Origin of the sequence: Citrobacter freundii complex sp. CFNIH9, from assembly GCF_002903305.1 — a bacterium.
Taxonomy (GTDB): domain Bacteria; phylum Pseudomonadota; class Gammaproteobacteria; order Enterobacterales; family Enterobacteriaceae; genus Citrobacter; species Citrobacter portucalensis.
Genome location: NZ_CP026238.1, coordinates 2,312,661 through 2,328,941 on the forward strand (window position 1 = coordinate 2,312,661; position 16,281 = coordinate 2,328,941).

Genomic DNA, 16,281 nt, shown 5'->3' on the forward strand with positions numbered 1-16,281 from the left:
AGGTCTACAAGGACTGTAGACCTGATATGGCATTGGGTATTACTTATACAGATCGGCGCTGATCGTCACGTTATTACCACGTTCTGACCACTGGCGGGTAATGTGATAGTACTTCGCGCCTTTCTTCGCTGCGCGTTTTGCTACCTGATAAGAGACTTCAGTCATGTTGCCGTAGTTTCCGGTGAACTTGATGCTGTCGAACGGTACCATCATGGCGGCGGTCGCTTTGTTCAGCTCTTCAACTTTGGTTCCATCCGGCAGCGTGACAGTGTAACGTCCGCCTTTGGTAGATTGCGTTTCGAAGAAGCGGCCGACTTCAGCACTCGGAGAAGCGGTAGTTGCTACGCCCGGGATCTCAACTTTCTTCGCGGCTTCGCCACCTGCTGCTAATGCGGCACGACCAGCATCTGAATCTGCTGGGATCGCATCAGGGCTTTGTACAATGCGTTTTTTCGCATCAGCTTTATAGATGAATGCAGTAATACGCTGGTTGCCGCCCTGGTTAGCATCGACCTGACGCACGATATAGAAGGAGTAAGCACCTTTCTCTTTCGCTGCTTTGGTGATGGCATCGTTTACTTCAGGCTGGCTACGGTAGAAACCTTGCACTGTAACGGTGTCGTAAGGTTCTATCAGAACTGCCTGATCTTTTGGCAATTCCATAACGCCGTTAATGACACGGTTTTTTGACGCTTCCGCTTTTTCAGCGTCGGCTTTATAGACGTCGGCAACAACGCGCCAGTTACCGCCGCTGCCAAAATCTGAGGTATCAACAACATAAAAGGAGGCTGCACCGTCTTTATCTGCACGGCGCGAAACGGCAGCAACCGCATCACCGATAGCATTAAAACGACCGGTGACCACAATGCGGTCATAGGGTTTCAGGGCAGCCGCTTGCTCCGGCGTCAATTCTGTCGCTGCATTTACAGAAAAAGCAGTCGCAGAAATTAGTGCGGACGCCAGGAGAGTGTTCTTAAGCTTCATAAAAATAATCCTTCGCCTTGCGCAAACCAGGTACTGGTATTGTTATTGACTAGAAACGTCGCTGATTATTGCATTTAAATTGTGTCAGTGTCTGCGTCATTTTTCACTCATCGTGTCACGTTAGGTAACAACAGCGATAACATTTTGTGATATGCCGAAAATTTCGGCGTTTGGTGACCAAAACTGATAAAGCAGTTGAATTTCATAAGTTAATTTAATGTTAATTAATTGTTTTTGGCAGGTAGGTAATCATGTTTTGCCGCTTCGCTTGAGCGAATTATCAGCCTTTGTGGGCTATTTTTAGGGCATTTTATCTGTCTGAGGTTCGATTCATCTCTATTTCGCGAATTTCATAATAAATACTGTTTTTTGGCGCTAGATCACAGGCGTCATTTTCAGTAGGTTATACAGAGTTTGTTACTGTTTTATTTTATTGAGGTAACACTGACCTCTTTCGAGAGTGCGCGCATGCCTCGTGCGAACATTGATAAACCATCATCATAATTACAGATGGAAGGGAACATTATGCGAATTGGCATACCAAGAGAACGGTTAACCAATGAAACCCGCGTTGCAGCCACGCCGAAGACGGTTGAGCAGCTGCTTAAACTGGGTTTCAGCGTCGCGGTTGAAAGCGGTGCAGGTCAACTGGCGAGTTTTGACGATAAGGCGTTTGTACAAGCAGGCGCAGAAATTGTTGATGGAAATGCAGTCTGGCAGTCAGAGATCATCCTGAAGGTCAATGCGCCGGAGGAGGCGGAAATTCCGTTACTCAATCCGGGCACGACGCTGGTGAGTTTTCTTTGGCCCGCGCAAAACCCTGAGCTGCTGCAAAAACTTGCAGAGCGCAACGTGACGGTCATGGCGATGGACTCCGTGCCGCGTATTTCGCGCGCACAGTCGCTGGATGCCTTAAGCTCGATGGCGAACATCGCCGGGTATCGCGCTATTGTTGAAGCTGCACATGAATTCGGTCGCTTCTTCACCGGCCAGATCACCGCCGCAGGCAAGGTTCCACCTGCCAAGGTCATGGTGATTGGTGCGGGTGTGGCAGGTCTTGCGGCGATCGGTGCGGCAAACAGCTTGGGCGCTATCGTGCGCGCTTTTGATACCCGTCCGGAAGTGAAGGAACAAGTGCAGAGTATGGGCGCAGAGTTCCTTGAACTGGACTTTAAAGAAGAAGCGGGCAGCGGCGATGGCTATGCCAAAGTGATGTCCGAAGCGTTCATCAAAGCTGAAATGGAACTCTTCGCTGCGCAGGCGAAAGACGTCGACATTATCGTTACCACAGCGCTGATTCCGGGCAAACCGGCCCCGAAACTGATCACCCGTGAAATGGTCGATTCGATGAAAGCGGGCAGCGTAATTGTCGATCTTGCCGCGCAAAACGGCGGTAACTGCGAATATACCGTGCCTAATCAGGTGAACACCACCGAGAACGGGGTGAAGGTTATCGGCTATACCGATCTGCCTGGCCGTTTGCCAACGCAATCTTCCCAGCTGTACGGCACAAACCTCGTCAACCTGCTCAAACTGTTGTGCAAAGAGAAAGACGGCAATATCACTGTCGATTTTGACGACGTGGTTGTGCGTGGTGTCACGGTGGTTCGTGATGGTGAAATCACCTGGCCTGCGCCGCCGATCCAGGTTTCTGCTCAGCCGCAGGCAGCGCCAAAAGCCGCACCTGCGCCGAAAGAAGAGAAAAAACCTGTCTCTCCGTGGCGCAAATATGCGCTGATGGCGCTGGTAGTGATTTTGTTTGGCTGGCTCGCCGACGTCGCGCCGAAAGAGTTCCTTGGTCACTTTACGGTGTTCGCGCTTTCCTGCGTGGTGGGTTACTACGTGGTCTGGAATGTGTCACATGCGTTGCATACTCCGCTGATGTCTGTGACTAACGCCATCTCGGGGATTATCGTGGTTGGGGCGTTATTGCAAATTGGCCAGGGTGGCTGGGTGAGTTTCCTGAGCTTTATCGCGGTGCTTATTGCCAGCATTAATATTTTCGGTGGCTTCACCGTGACTCAGCGCATGCTGAAAATGTTCCGGAAAAACTAAGGGGTAACATATGTCTGGAGGATTAGTTACAGCTGCATACATTGTTGCCGCGATCCTGTTTATTTTTAGTCTGGCGGGGCTTTCGAAACACGAAACCTCTCAGCAGGGTAACAACTACGGCATCGCCGGGATGGCGATTGCGCTGATTGCCACGATTTTTGGTCCGGATACCGGCAACGTTGCGTGGATCCTGGTAGCAATGATCATCGGCGGCGCGATTGGTATTCGTCTGGCGAAGAAAGTCGAAATGACCGAGATGCCGGAGCTGGTGGCGATTCTGCACAGCTTCGTTGGTCTGGCTGCGGTACTGGTGGGTTTCAACAGCTACCTGTATCACGATACGGGCCTGGAGCCGATTCTGGTGAACATTCACCTGACGGAAGTGTTCCTGGGTATCTTCATCGGTGCGGTGACCTTTACCGGTTCTGTGGTGGCCTTTGGCAAACTGCGCGGCAAGATCTCCTCTAAACCGCTGATGCTGCCGAATCGTCACAAAATGAACCTGGCGGCGCTGGTTGTTTCTTTCCTGCTGCTGGTGGTGTTTGTTCGTACCGAAAGCGTGGGCCTGCAGGTTCTGGCACTGCTGGTGATGACCATTATTGCACTGGCCTTTGGCTGGCATCTGGTGGCCTCCATCGGCGGTGCGGATATGCCGGTTGTCGTTTCAATGCTTAACTCCTATTCAGGATGGGCGGCGGCGGCAGCGGGCTTCATGCTGAGCAACGATCTGCTGATCGTTACCGGTGCGCTGGTCGGTTCTTCTGGTGCGATCCTGTCTTACATTATGTGTAAGGCGATGAACCGTTCATTTTTCAGCGTTATTGCGGGTGGCTTTGGTTCTGACGGTTCTTCTACCGGGTCTGATGAAGAAGTGGGTGAACATCGTGAGATTACTGCGGAAGACACAGCAGAAATGCTGAAGAACTCGCACTCCGTGATCATCACCCCGGGCTACGGCATGGCAGTGGCTCAGGCACAGTATCCGGTCGCGGAAATCACTGAGAAACTTCGCGCGCGCGGCATCAAAGTGCGTTTTGGTATTCACCCGGTAGCAGGGCGCTTGCCAGGTCATATGAACGTGCTGCTGGCGGAAGCCAAAGTACCTTATGACATCGTGCTGGAAATGGATGAGATCAACGATGATTTCGCCGATACCGATACCGTGCTGGTCATTGGTGCCAACGACACGGTAAACCCGGCGGCGCAGGATGACCCGCGCAGCCCGATCGCCGGCATGCCGGTGCTGGAAGTGTGGAAAGCGCAGAACGTAATTGTGTTCAAACGTTCAATGAACACCGGCTATGCAGGTGTGCAGAACCCGCTGTTCTTTAAAGACAACACCCATATGCTGTTTGGCGATGCCAAAGCCAGCGTGGATGCGATCCTGAAAGCGCTGTAATTGCCAGTAAAAGTAAGACGGCCTCTGCGGAGGCCGTTTTTTTTATACATCCAGTTTACGCTGGGTGATCCATTCCACACGAGCCGGATCGCGATGCGAGAAGAACGCGCTGGTTCCGCTGTCCATCGCGGCAATTTGCGTCATCTCTTCCGCCGTTAGGGCAAAGTCCAGCACCTGAATATTCTCGGCCATCCGCGTTTTACGCACGGTTTTCGCCAGCGAAATAATCCCACGTTGATAAATCCAACGCAGCACGACTTGACCAACGCTTTTGCCATATTTTTCACCAATAGCCGCTAAGACTGGGTTCTGAAACAGGTCATTGCGTCCTTCAGCGAACGGTGCCCAGGCTTGCGGTTGAATATTCCGGCTCTGCATCCAGGCCACGGCATGCGGCTGCTGATGAAAAGGATTCACCTCAATCTGGTTAACGGCTGGAATAATGCGATTGAAAGCGATTAAATCCGCCAGACGATCCGGATGAAAGTTACTCACGCCAATCGCGCGGATTTTCCCTTCTTCATATAATTCTTCCATCGCGCGCCAGGCACCGTGTACATCGCCATAGGGCTGATGAATCAAATAAAGGTCAATATAATCCAGTTGAAGCCGTTGCAGAGAACGTGCGAATTGCGCCTTTGCGCCTGCATAGTTGGTATCCTGTAACCACAGTTTGGTAGTCACAAAAAGCGCCTCGCGGGGGACTCCGCTTTGCTTAAGAGCATTGCCGACCTGAGTTTCATTCTGGTAGGAGGCAGCGGTATCAATCAGGCGATATCCTGTATCAATGGCATCCCGTACGGCTTGCTCACATTCGCTGGCATCAGTCATTTGATAAACGCCAAATCCGAGCAGGGGCATCTCAACACCGTTATTCAGAACTGTTGTATTCATTGGGTTCTCCTGAGCATCATCGTTGCATTGGCTGCAGATTAGCAAATCTGTGTTGATACGATTAGTCTGTGAAATTCGCATGGACCTATGAGTAGAATTCATTTCTGAAAGGTAATTGTTGGAAGTCAGTCACAAAATATGACGCATATGATTTCACCATTCATGATCTCAGTTCATAAACTCATGCGGTTTTAACCGTCTAATCACGGCAATACGTTGTCTATATACTGCGACCTGACTTTTTAGAACATGACAGGGCACTATGCGTACACGTGAACATGCCTCACCGGTAACTACCGCAAGCCAGACCGGTCTTACTTTTATTCTGATCCTCAGTGGCCTGATGGCCTTTACATCGCTTTCTACCGATATTTATCTTCCAGCAATGCCGACGATGGCCGAGGATTTACATGGCAATGTTGAGCTGACGATTACTGGTTTCTTAATTGGTTTTACTATCGCACAGTTGATTTGGGGGCCGATTAGCGATCATATGGGACGGCGCAAGCCGCTGTTTATCGGCATGGTGCTATTTATCATTGGTTCCGCAGGGTGTGCGCTGTCTACAAGTATCACGCAAATTGTTTTCTGGCGGGTATTTCAGGCGCTTGGAGCCTGTACCGGGCCTATGCTGGCGCGAGCGATGATCCGCGATCTCTTTGCACGTACTCGTGCGGCGCAAATGCTCTCGACCCTGGTGTTGGTTATGGCGATTGCGCCAATCGCCGGACCGTTGATTGGCGGGCAAATTATTCGCCTGAGCACCTGGCACTCTATTTTTTGGCTACTGGTAGTGATTGGTGCGCTGATGTTTATCTCCCTAAACTGGCTGCCCGAAACATTGCCGGAAGATAAACGGGTGAAAGCCTCTTTGGCTGGCGCATTTCGTAATTACCGCTCGTTGTTAACGAATGGGCGTTTTATGCGCTATACCCTGAGCCTGACGTTTTATTACGTCGGTGCGTACGCGTTTATTACCGGGTCACCGTTTGTTTATATTAGCTATTACCATGTTGATCCACAGCATTACGGCTGGTTGTTTGCGCTAAACATTATCGGTGTTATGGCGATGAGCGTGGTTAACCGTCGTCTGGTTCAACGACATGCTCTGGAACAACTGCTGAAATATGCGACGATGCTGGCGGCGCTGGCCGCAGTGGCGCTTGCACTGCTGGTTAAACTGGAGTCAGGCGGAATTGTTGCCATTATCGTTTCCATTTTTCTGCTGTTCTCGATGAATGGCATTATTGCCGCGACATCGACTGCTGCGGCGTTGGACGCGGTACCGAACATTGCGGGTTCAGCTTCGGCGCTGATTGGCGCGTTGCAATATGGCAGCGGTATTATCTCATCGTTGCTGCTGGCCGCCTTCAGTGATGGCACGCCCTGGACCATGGCGTGGATAATAGCGCTATTTACGCTGTTAAGTGCCGTTTTGGCTTTCCGCGTGAAACGATAAAGGAAATGCCCCGTAATGGCGGGGCGAAAACTCATTCTTTGTTCAGATCGCTAAGCAGCACGGCAATGCTTTGACCGCCGTTGGTTTGCTCAAGCGCGATTTTCACGATGATGGTCAGCGGCACAGAAAGCAGCATCCCCACGGGACCGAGCAACCAGCCCCAGAAGATTAACGACAGAAATACCACCAGCGTAGACAGCCCCAGCCCGCGGCCCATGATCCGCGGCTCGAGGATATTCCCGAATACCAGGTTGATGACCAGATAGCCTGCCAGAACCACCAGCGCATCGTAAAGACCGCTGAATGCCAGCACCTGAGCGATAGGGGGAATGGCTGCCAATACAGAACCGATATTAGGGATGTAGTTCAGGGCGAAGGCCAGTAATCCCCAGACAAAGGCAAAGCGCACATCCAATGCAGCAAGCATGCCCCAGGCGACCAACCCGGTCACAATGCTGATTGCCGTTTTAAGCACCAGATAGTGGGAGACGCTGTCGATGGCGCGTTGAATCGCCGCCATACCTTCAATGGGGCGACTCATCATTTGTTTGAGTTTGTTGGGCAGTTGCGGTACTTCCAGCAGCATAAAAACTACCGTCAGTAGCAGTAAAAATATCGATGACATAGCATTTGAAAGCTGCGCCAGTAAATTGGTCACCAGCGTCATTGCCGCATTCGGATCGATATATTTGACGAGCTCGTCCACGGAAACGCCGATCCCTGCGCGTTGTAACCATGGTTCAAGATTTTTCAGTGGGATAACCAGTGAAGAGCGATATTGCGGTAGCGTTCGAGCAAGTTCATTTAAGGATGTACCTAAATACGCCAACAGCAGCACCATTAACATTACAATAATAACGATAAGCAATGACACCGCAATTACGCGCGGTATGCGAAGCTTGACCATCCGCTGCACCACGGGATTGAGCACAACGGCTATAAATAACGCCAGAATAAAGGGGACGATGATATCTGCGGCAAAGCGAATACCGCTCAGGATGATAACCAGCATGCCCAGCATAATGACTATTTTTAGACCGTTAAGCGTGATGATCGGTTTCGCCATGTGTATTCCCGCATTTTTCATTTTTGAATCTGCATAATAATGTGATTTGCGTCGAGCCGTTATAACAAAAATCAAACGGGGCAGGTAAAGAAGTGAAAAGACTTTGAGTTCGTCTTGAAGCTATGATACAAATCATCTGTGTTTAACTACCGAGGACAATTATCATCCGCGATGATGAGAAGCAACACTGCGGATAATTGTAATATTATGGACAATATGTTCAGGATGTTTTTGCGTTTACCTACACTTCTTCGTACCTCCTCCACTTTCTTGCTTGCGGGTGAGCAACACTGGCGCAACGCGCTTTAGTCCCTTCTTCTGCCTGAGCTGGCGCTGTGCGCTGAGCTAACTATTTTTTTTTTTGGTTTACTGCATGCAGTAGGCCTAAAGGACTATATTCTCAAGCAGGAGAAGCATCATGTTTTACTGGATATTATTAGGTCTGGCCATCGCGGCTGAAATTACTGGTACGCTGTCAATGAAATGGGCAAGCGTTGGCCATGGTAATTCAGGCTTTATTTTAATGCTGGTAATGATCGCCTTATCATATATTTTTCTTAGTTTCGCTGTTAAAAAAATTGCCCTTGGTGTGGCCTATGCCTTGTGGGAAGGTATCGGTATTTTATTTATTACGCTGTTTAGTGTGTTGTTATTTGACGAAACCTTGTCCACGATGAAAGTGGCTGGACTGGTCTCGCTGGTATTAGGCATTGTGCTGATTAAGTCTGGTACTCGAAAACCTGCCAAAACGAGCAAAGAGGTGACCCATGCAGCAGTTTGAGTGGGTTCATGGTGCCTGGCTTGGCATGGCCATCGTGCTGGAAATAGTCGCTAACGTCTTTTTGAAATTTTCTGATGGATTTCGCCGCAAGGTTTATGGCGTGCTGTCGCTGGCTGCCGTGTTAGCGGCCTTTAGCGCGCTGTCGCAGGCGGTAAAAGGTATTGACCTTTCTGTTGCCTACGCTTTGTGGGGCGGGTTTGGGATTGCCGCGACGTTAGCGGCTGGTTGGGTGTTGTTTGGTCAGCGCCTGAATAATAAAGGCTGGATCGGCGTGGCGCTGCTGCTGGCCGGAATGGTGATGATTAAACTTGCCTGATATCCGTGCTGCCCGTTAATGCGGGCAGCATATGTTACTCCTGCGCCAACTCCTCCAGCTTATCGCGAAAACCGGTCACGGATATGGCGCGATTATCGGCTCGCCAGCGATCTTTCGCTGCCGGAGCGGAGCTTTGTACGCCAATCAACTGCCAGCCTGAATCTGTCTTCAGCATCAACGGTGAACCGCTGTCGCCCGGGAGCGTGTCGCACTGGTGCGACAAGACGGTATTCTGCGCCCAGCCGGTCACCACGCAATCCTGATGGGTGTACAAATCGTCCAGATGATCTTCCGGATAGCCCGACTGTGTGACTTTGCGATCGGCGGTTTTCAACGCCGCGGTTAACGCCGCTTTATCACCTTCAAATAATGGTAGGGGCGTGATTCCGGAAGGCGGGTAACGCAGCAGCACCAGACCAAAATCCCACGGGGCTGCTGATGGCGGAACAATCCAGCCATCGCCATCTGCTTTCAAACGCTTACCGAGTGAGGGATCAACCCGTCCTTCGATTCCATGGATTTCATAGCGCCAGACACCCTTTTTCGACACAAAGCGTAACGCGACGGCTTTATCCGGTTTGCCTTTCGGTGGAGCGAGCAAGCAGTGTCCGGCAGTCAGGGCCAGATGCGGTGAAATGAGCGTGGCGGTACACAGATTACCACTGGCGGTTTCCAGTTGTCCGATAGCGTCCCACGGTGATTGCGTTGGGTCCGTTACTTTCGTGCGATCGTCATGACCAAAAAACAGCGTTTTTATGCTTTCTGCTTCAGCGGTGGTCGTTGCTGGCTGATCCGCATGCGCAACAACAGGAAAAAAACAAATTGAGCCCAGTAATACAGCAATGGTTTTATGCATATCACACTCTGGTGGGGAATTATGATTATAAACAGCAAACCCTCAGTTAATACTATAGACGGGACGGCGAGAAAGTGGGAGTAAAATCAGATAACTACACTCAGGAAAGATAAAAATGCATGGCAATAAGGGCGCAAATTATCAGAGTAATAAGAATGAACTCAAAGCGGTAATGTGACACCATTTTACCCTCCGAAAGGCGGCGCTACATCAGGTTGATCTAGCGCCGTATGCTATGGCGTGGGGGACGCCATAGTGACTACAAATGCGTTATGCTGCAGGTTGAGCTGCTGGTTTAGCGGTGTCGTGTTTTACGGCTTTTTTGATGTGTTTTTTAGCGGCCTGAGCTTTCTGCTCTGGTGCTTTTTGTTCTGCTGCTGGCTTGGTTGCTGCTTTTTTGGTGTGTTTTTTAGCAGCCTGAGCTTTCTGCTCTGGCGCTTTTTGTTCTACAGCCGGTTTAGTGGTGGATTTTTTAGCGTGTTTCTTGGCAGCCTGCGCTTTCTGCGGCGCTGCTTTGTGCTGTTTTTTATGATGCGTGGTTTTTGCCGGCGCTGCTTTGGTGGTTGCAGCAGCAGTCGGAGCGGTAGTAGCAGTTGTTTCAGCAGCAAAAGCAGCAGAAGACAGACCCATAGCAGCGGCAACAACCAGAGCTAATACTTTTTTCATTCTCATACCCTCGATTTGGTTTTTCATTCAACCCCACTGCGGGGCCGTTGAAATAACTATATCGCTGTAAACACAGGGCTTCCGTGAGTCATTGGTTTCGGCGTGTAACGATATGTACAATGACTCACGGTATGAGATTACAAATAGCGGGCTTCCAGATGAGAACGGAAATAACGGCTGCTGAGCGGCTCTCCGGTCGCCTGGGTAATAAGCTGTTCAGTAGTAAAGCGGCTGCCATGCTGCCAGATATTCTGACGTAACCAGTCAAACAGAGCACCAAACTCACCTTGGGCAATAGACTGATTCAAATCAGGCAATGCGCGGTTAGCGGCACTGAACAACTGCGCTGCATACATGGCGCCTAAGGTATAGGAAGGGAAGTAGCCAAAGCCGCCGTCAGTCCAGTGAATATCCTGCATACAACCGTTACGGTAGTTTCCGATCGTTGACAGCCCCAGCCAGGCCTGCATTTTCTCGTTCCACAATGCCGGGATATCATCCACTTCAATATCGCCATTAATAAGCGCACGTTCGATTTCATAACGCAGGATCACGTGAGCGGGATAGCTTACCTCATCGGCATCAACACGGATAAACCCGGGTTTGACCTGCTGGTTCCAGGCGATGAAATTGCTTTCTTCAAACGCTGCCTGATCGCCAAAGTGGCGCGTTACAGCCGGAATCAACCGCATCAGAAAGGCTTTACTGCGTCCCAGTTGCATCTCAAAGAACAGACTCTGGGACTCATGAATGGCGGTTGAGCGTGCCAGAGCAATAGGTTGCCCAGACCAGCTGCGTGGCAGGTTTTGCTCATAGCGCGCATGACCGGTTTCATGGATCACGCCAAACAGCGCGCTGAGTAATTCGTTTTCATCATAGCGGGTGGTAATGCGAACATCTTCTGGTACGCCGCCACAGAAAGGATGTGCACTGATATCCAGCCGACCAGCGGTAAAGTCGAAACCTAGCTGTGCCATTGTTTCAAGACCCAGCTCTCGCTGTACAGCTGTTGGGAAGGGACCTACCGGGGCGATGAGCGACTGCTGAGACTGCTTTGCCACCACCTTGTTTAGCAGATCGGGCAGCCAGCTTTTAACGTCTGCGAAAAGGACATCCAACTGAGCGCTGGTCATTCCTGGTTCAAAGATGTCCAGTAGCGCGTCATACGGCGAACAACCTTTAGCTTCTGCGCGCAGTAGGGCTTCTTCGCGGCTGTACTTCACAACTTCTTTCAGGTTATCGGAAAATCCTTCCCAGTCATTAGCTGGTCGCTGGCTACGCCAGGCATGCTCACAGCGGCTTCCCGCAAGAGATTTTGCTTCTACCAACGATTCGGGCAACAAGGATGCCTGGTGATGCAATCGCGACATTTCGCGCAGGTTCGCCTGTTCTACATCGTTGAGATCTTCCTGTTGCGCTGCGGCGATCCACATTGCCACTTTCGGATCGGTTAACAGTTGGTGCTCAAGCACGCTCAGCTCGGCCAGCGCTTCGCCTCGGGCTTTACTGCCTCCTGGCGGCATCATGGTAAACATGTCCCAACTGGCGATTGCCGAGAGGTGGGAGAAGCGAGAGAGCCGCTGGAACGTGCGGGTGAGCTGATGGTAATTATCATTGTTACTCATTTTTTGTTCTCGTTCTGTTTAGGTGTGGTTAAGAAGTTTACCGTGATTCACTCACTTTTCATAAACACACCTTTGTACCCGGTTTTCCGCAACAGCTTTTTATAGCGAAAAGCCAGCAGAACCACAAAACAGATGGCGTAGATAATAGGGAGCGGTGATAATACTTTTACCGACCACAGATAATGCAGCGGTAGCAAAATGGCGGCCAGGTAGACGTAGTTGTGCAATGTTTGCCAGCGTTTGCCCATTTTACGCTGAGCGGCTTGTGTCGAGGTCAACGCCAACAGGAATAAGATAATCCAACCGGCCATACCCAGCATTAGCCATGGGCGTGAAACCAGTTCACGACCCAACAATCCCAGGTTTTGTATACCCAGTTCCAGCAGAGCATAGCTGGTTATATGCAGTGTGGCCCAGGCAAAGCACCATAAACCTAACAACCGCCGGGTACGAAACAACAAAGGCTGTTTTGCATAGCGCGCAAGCGGCGATACCAGCAGGGTAGCCAGCAAAAACTTCAGCGCGGTAATGCCCGTAAAGTGCTGGATATCTTTTCCCGGGTCGGCACCCAACCCGCCATGCTGCGCGGCCCAGAAGAGCCATAGCAGGGGTAAAAAACCGGCGAGATGCAGCAGCACTTTCAGGCCGGTTATCTGTTTTGCGTTCAACCTCACTTAAAAATACTCCCGTAGATCCATGCCCTGATATAACGATGCCACCTCATCGGCATAACCATTAAAAGGTAACGTGGGCTGTCGCTGCACATCAAGAATGCCACCCGAACCGATAAAACGCTCAGTAGCCTGAGACCAACGAGGGTGATCGACCTGCGGATTTACGTTGGCGTAAAAACCGTATTCATTCGGTGCTGACATATTCCAGGTCGTCGGCGGCTGCTCACGCGTCAGCTTAATACTGACGATTGATTTAATGCCCTTGAAGCCGTACTTCCAGGGTACAGTCAGACGTATTGGCGCACCGTTTTGCGGCGGCAATGCTTTGCCATATACGCCTACGGTGAGAAGTGTGAGCGGGTGCATAGCCTCATCCAACCGCAGACCTTCGACATAGGGATATTTCAACCCACCGCCAATAAAGCGGTCTTTCTGACCCGGCATTTCATCAGGGGCGTAGCGTGTTTCAAAAGCGACGTATTTGGCGTGACTGGTTGGCTCAACCAGCGCCAGTAATTTATGCAACGGAAAACCCACCCACGGCACAACCATTGACCAGGCCTCAACGCAACGCATCCGATAAATACGCTCTTCTAATGGAAAGCGTGTGGTCAGCGCATTATGATCCAAGGTTAACGGTTTGTTGACCTCACCGCTGATGGTTAACGTCCAGGGATCGGTTTTCAGGCTACCGGCATTGGCCGCAGGATCGGCTTTATCCAGACCAAATTCGTAGAAATTGTTGTAGCCCGTCACCTTGTCTTCTGGCGTCAGTGACAGGCTGTTTTGCCAGCGTTCGGGCTTTGTGAACTCAAGCGCTTTGCCTGCGGGTGCGGGTGGACGATCGTTGCCTTTAAACCAATCCAGCAAATTAGCCTGTGTAGGGGAGGACAGCGTGGCCGCAGCCGCACCTATCCCTAGAGCTTTGAGGATCTGTCGTCGTTGCATAAAAAATACTGACTCGGCTGTAACATCTGCTTCCCGAAGTGGACGTTTTTTTAGCATGACTTTTCCTTCTTATTTTCATGTTAAGGAAAACAAAGCGACGTTTCCCTGTTGATGTCTGACGTGTCTGTAACGACATACTGCTCGCATGCGTATCCCTGGATCCTCACGAAAAGTTAAAAATTTTGTGATAACTTCCGCCCCTTGCCTGAGGTAAGCTTTCAGCACGACGAGAGGGGGATGACACTGATGGCAGGCGCGAAAAAGATATTTTTGGTGGAAGATGACAGCGATATTGCCTCACTTTTGCAGCTTAGCCTGAAGGATGAGGGTTACGAGATTGTTCATGAGGCAGACGGAGCTCGTGCGCTTGAACAACTGGAGAAACACGTCTGGGATGCCGTTATCCTCGATCTGATGCTGCCGGGTGTCGACGGGCTGGAGATTTGTCGTCGCATTCGCCAAATGAGTTTTTATTTGCCCGTCATTATCATCAGCGCCCGCACCAGTGAAACGCACCGTGTATTGGGGCTGGAAATGGGTGCCGATGATTATCTGGCCAAACCTTTCTCGGTGCTGGAGTTGATGGCCCGGGTAAAGGCATTGTTTCGTCGTCAGGAAGCGATGAGTCAGAACCTACGTATGGAGGCGGGGATTATCACCGTTCATGGCGTAGAGATTGACCCATTAGCCCGGGAAGTCCGGCTGCATGGTAAATCCCTCGATTTAACGCCGCGCGAATTCGATCTGCTCTATTTTTTCGCCCGTCATCCAGGCGAGGTCTTTTCGCGTCAGGCGCTGTTAGATCAGGTGTGGGGCTACCAGCATGAAGGGTATGAGCATACGGTGAACAGTCATATTAATCGCCTGCGGACCAAAATTGAAAAGGATGCTGCCGAGCCGGAAATTATTCTCACGGTTTGGGGACGAGGCTATAAGCTTGCTGCGGTTAACGCGGAGCATCAGCCATGATTTATCGCCTGTCGCTGAGCCAGCGTCTGACCCTCGTCTTTACCGCCATTATGCTGATTTGTGCGGTTACCGTCAGTGTTGTCCAGATTCGCAGCAGTAAACAGTATGGTGACGCCATGGTGCAAAGGCTCTCACTGGAGCTGGCGAGCAAGATTGTCAAAAGTGAGTCGCTTATTGATACCAGCGGGCAGATTAATCGCCAGACCTTAAAAGGATTGTTTAATCACCTGATGACGCTCAACCCCAGCGTGGAGCTGTATCTGGTTTCACCATCAGGTGAAATACTTGCTGATGCCGCACCGCCGGGGCATATCCAGCGGCAGAAAATTAGCGTACAGCCGATACAGGATTTCCTTAACTCAGATGCGTTGCCCGTCTATGGCAACGATCCGCGTAGCAGCCAGCAAAAGGTATTCAGCGCCGCGCCAGTTTTATATAACGGTGAGCTACATGGCTATTTGTACATTATTCTGCAGGGCGAAGATCTGAATATGCTGGCGAATACCGCCTGGCAAAAAACGCTCTGGAATACCGTGGCCTGGACGTTAATACTGGTTTTATTAGCCGGTGGAATTGCAGGTTTTCTGGTGTGGCGATGGGTGACGAATCCAGTGAAAAGGCTAACCGGACAGGTGGTAAAACTGGAGAAGGACAGTATTACCGTCATCAAACAATTGGCACAAAAAAATCCCGAACCGGTACCGGAGAATGAAATAGCACTGCTGAACAATGCGTTTATCGAGTTAGCGCAGAAAATTGCCCAGCAGTGGGATTTATTAGCAGACAGCGATCGTCAGCGCAGAGAGTTTATTGCCAATATTTCGCACGATTTACGCACGCCGTTGACTTCACTGTTGGGATATCTGGAAATGCTGTCGCTGAAAGCCGATACGATGACGCCGGAGGAAAACCGGCATTATCTTAGCATCGCGCTGCGCCAGGGGCATAAAGTTCGCCATCTGTCACAACAGCTGTTTGAGCTGGCAAGGCTGGAGCATGGCGGTATAAAACCGCAGCGTGAACGTTTTGCTATTGGTGAATTGATCCAGGATGTGGCACAGAAATTTGATCTCCCTGTTGCCACGCGTCATTTGCAGTTGCACCTTGACGTAACGGGGCCGTTACCACTGGTGAATGCCGATTTATCGATGATAGAAAGAGTCGTGACGAATTTGCTGGATAACGCTATCCGTCATACGCCTGACGGAGGCGAAGTGCGGCTAAAAGTCTGGCGTGATGAAGACCGTTTATTCGCCGAAGTGCAGGACAGTGGGCCAGGGGTAGAAGAAGCTGTGCGAAAAGTATTGTTTCAGCGCCCGACCGCGTTAATTCCCCGTGAGCAGCGGGCCGAGCGCGGCGGCCTGGGCTTACTGATCGTGCGTAGAATGCTCGAACTGCATGGAGGGGATATCCATTTGGTTAGCTCAACGGCAGGGGCCTGCTTCCGTTTCTCGTTGCCGCTGGCGGATTCTCCTCTGAGTAGTTGACGGTGAAGTTCCGGAGTAAAGAGGGTTTGGCATTGTACTCATGGGCATTGCGTAAAAGTTGGTAGGTTGTCAGTGATAATGAGAATTTTTATCATGCATGGG

16 protein-coding genes are annotated in these 16,281 nt (G+C 50.8%); 8 read left to right on the plus strand and 8 right to left on the minus strand.

Annotated elements, in window-relative coordinates:
- Positions 1-39: 39 nt before the first annotated feature.
- A complete protein-coding gene (gene ydgH / locus C2U43_RS11710) occupies positions 40-984 on the minus strand; it encodes a DUF1471 family protein YdgH (RefSeq protein ID WP_003832856.1) in 945 nt (314 codons plus the stop codon).
- A 525-nt stretch (positions 985-1,509) separates the two neighbouring features.
- Between ydgH and pntA the strand changes: the two genes are divergently transcribed.
- Positions 1,510-3,039, plus strand: a complete 1,530-nt coding sequence (pntA, locus tag C2U43_RS11715) for a Re/Si-specific NAD(P)(+) transhydrogenase subunit alpha (RefSeq protein WP_103285169.1) — start codon at positions 1,510-1,512, stop codon at positions 3,037-3,039.
- Between the two features lie 10 nt (positions 3,040-3,049).
- On the plus strand, positions 3,050-4,438 hold the full coding sequence (pntB, locus tag C2U43_RS11720) for a Re/Si-specific NAD(P)(+) transhydrogenase subunit beta (RefSeq protein WP_003832859.1): 1,389 nt from the start codon (positions 3,050-3,052) through the stop codon (positions 4,436-4,438).
- 42 nt (positions 4,439-4,480) lie between these two features.
- On the opposite strand, the gene C2U43_RS11725 is transcribed toward pntB, so the two are convergent.
- On the minus strand, positions 4,481-5,332 hold the full coding sequence (locus tag C2U43_RS11725; protein ID WP_032943372.1) for an aldo/keto reductase: 852 nt from the start codon (positions 5,330-5,332) through the stop codon (positions 4,481-4,483).
- A 262-nt stretch (positions 5,333-5,594) separates the two neighbouring features.
- Here C2U43_RS11725 and C2U43_RS11730 point away from each other — a divergent pair, with 262 nt between their 5' ends.
- The gene (locus tag C2U43_RS11730) at positions 5,595-6,791 is read left to right on the plus strand and encodes a multidrug effflux MFS transporter (RefSeq protein WP_048235417.1); all 1,197 of its coding nucleotides are present in this window, start codon (positions 5,595-5,597) and stop codon (positions 6,789-6,791) included.
- 31 nt (positions 6,792-6,822) lie between these two features.
- On the opposite strand, the gene C2U43_RS11735 is transcribed toward C2U43_RS11730, so the two are convergent.
- The gene (locus tag C2U43_RS11735; RefSeq protein WP_003832866.1) at positions 6,823-7,857 is read right to left on the minus strand and encodes an AI-2E family transporter; all 1,035 of its coding nucleotides are present in this window, start codon (positions 7,855-7,857) and stop codon (positions 6,823-6,825) included.
- 138 nt (positions 7,858-7,995) lie between these two features.
- Here C2U43_RS11735 and C2U43_RS30190 point away from each other — a divergent pair, with 138 nt between their 5' ends.
- From C2U43_RS30190 to mdtI, 3 genes are all read left to right on the plus strand, one after another.
- Positions 7,996-8,166 (plus strand): protein YdgV, encoded by a 171-nt coding sequence (locus C2U43_RS30190; RefSeq protein ID WP_087050578.1) that lies wholly within the window; start codon positions 7,996-7,998, stop codon positions 8,164-8,166.
- Positions 8,167-8,272: 106 nt separating this feature from the next.
- Positions 8,273-8,638 (plus strand): multidrug/spermidine efflux SMR transporter subunit MdtJ, encoded by a 366-nt coding sequence (mdtJ, locus tag C2U43_RS11745; RefSeq protein WP_162623449.1) that lies wholly within the window; start codon positions 8,273-8,275, stop codon positions 8,636-8,638.
- Entirely contained in the window at positions 8,625-8,954 is a 330-nt protein-coding gene (gene mdtI / locus C2U43_RS11750; protein ID WP_008784713.1) for a multidrug/spermidine efflux SMR transporter subunit MdtI, read from the plus strand. Before mdtJ ends, mdtI begins: the two co-directional genes overlap by 14 nt.
- Positions 8,955-8,988: 34 nt before the next feature.
- On the opposite strand, the gene C2U43_RS11755 is transcribed toward mdtI, so the two are convergent.
- From C2U43_RS11755 to msrP, 5 genes are all read right to left on the minus strand, one after another.
- Positions 8,989-9,810: a trypsin-like serine peptidase gene (locus tag C2U43_RS11755; RefSeq protein WP_103285170.1), complete on the minus strand. Its 822-nt coding sequence runs from the start codon at positions 9,808-9,810 to the stop codon at positions 8,989-8,991.
- A gap of 270 nt (positions 9,811-10,080) precedes the next feature.
- The gene (gene asr, locus C2U43_RS11760; RefSeq protein WP_103285171.1) at positions 10,081-10,476 is read right to left on the minus strand and encodes an acid resistance repetitive basic protein Asr; all 396 of its coding nucleotides are present in this window, start codon (positions 10,474-10,476) and stop codon (positions 10,081-10,083) included.
- A 137-nt stretch (positions 10,477-10,613) separates the two neighbouring features.
- Complete coding sequence (locus C2U43_RS11765; RefSeq protein WP_032943377.1) at positions 10,614-12,101, minus strand: carboxypeptidase M32; 1,488 nt, start codon at positions 12,099-12,101, stop codon at positions 10,614-10,616.
- A gap of 47 nt (positions 12,102-12,148) precedes the next feature.
- Positions 12,149-12,775, minus strand: coding sequence for a protein-methionine-sulfoxide reductase heme-binding subunit MsrQ (gene msrQ, locus C2U43_RS11770; RefSeq protein WP_103285172.1), 627 nt, complete (start codon positions 12,773-12,775; stop codon positions 12,149-12,151).
- Positions 12,776-13,780 (minus strand): protein-methionine-sulfoxide reductase catalytic subunit MsrP, encoded by a 1,005-nt coding sequence (gene msrP, locus C2U43_RS11775; RefSeq protein WP_103285173.1) that lies wholly within the window; start codon positions 13,778-13,780, stop codon positions 12,776-12,778.
- 189 nt (positions 13,781-13,969) lie between these two features.
- Here msrP and C2U43_RS11780 point away from each other — a divergent pair, with 189 nt between their 5' ends.
- On the plus strand, positions 13,970-14,692 hold the full coding sequence (locus C2U43_RS11780; RefSeq protein WP_008784719.1) for a response regulator transcription factor: 723 nt from the start codon (positions 13,970-13,972) through the stop codon (positions 14,690-14,692).
- Complete coding sequence (locus tag C2U43_RS11785; protein WP_103285174.1) at positions 14,689-16,179, plus strand: sensor histidine kinase; 1,491 nt, start codon at positions 14,689-14,691, stop codon at positions 16,177-16,179. Before C2U43_RS11780 ends, C2U43_RS11785 begins: the two co-directional genes overlap by 4 nt.
- The last annotated feature ends 102 nt before the right edge of the window (positions 16,180-16,281 follow it).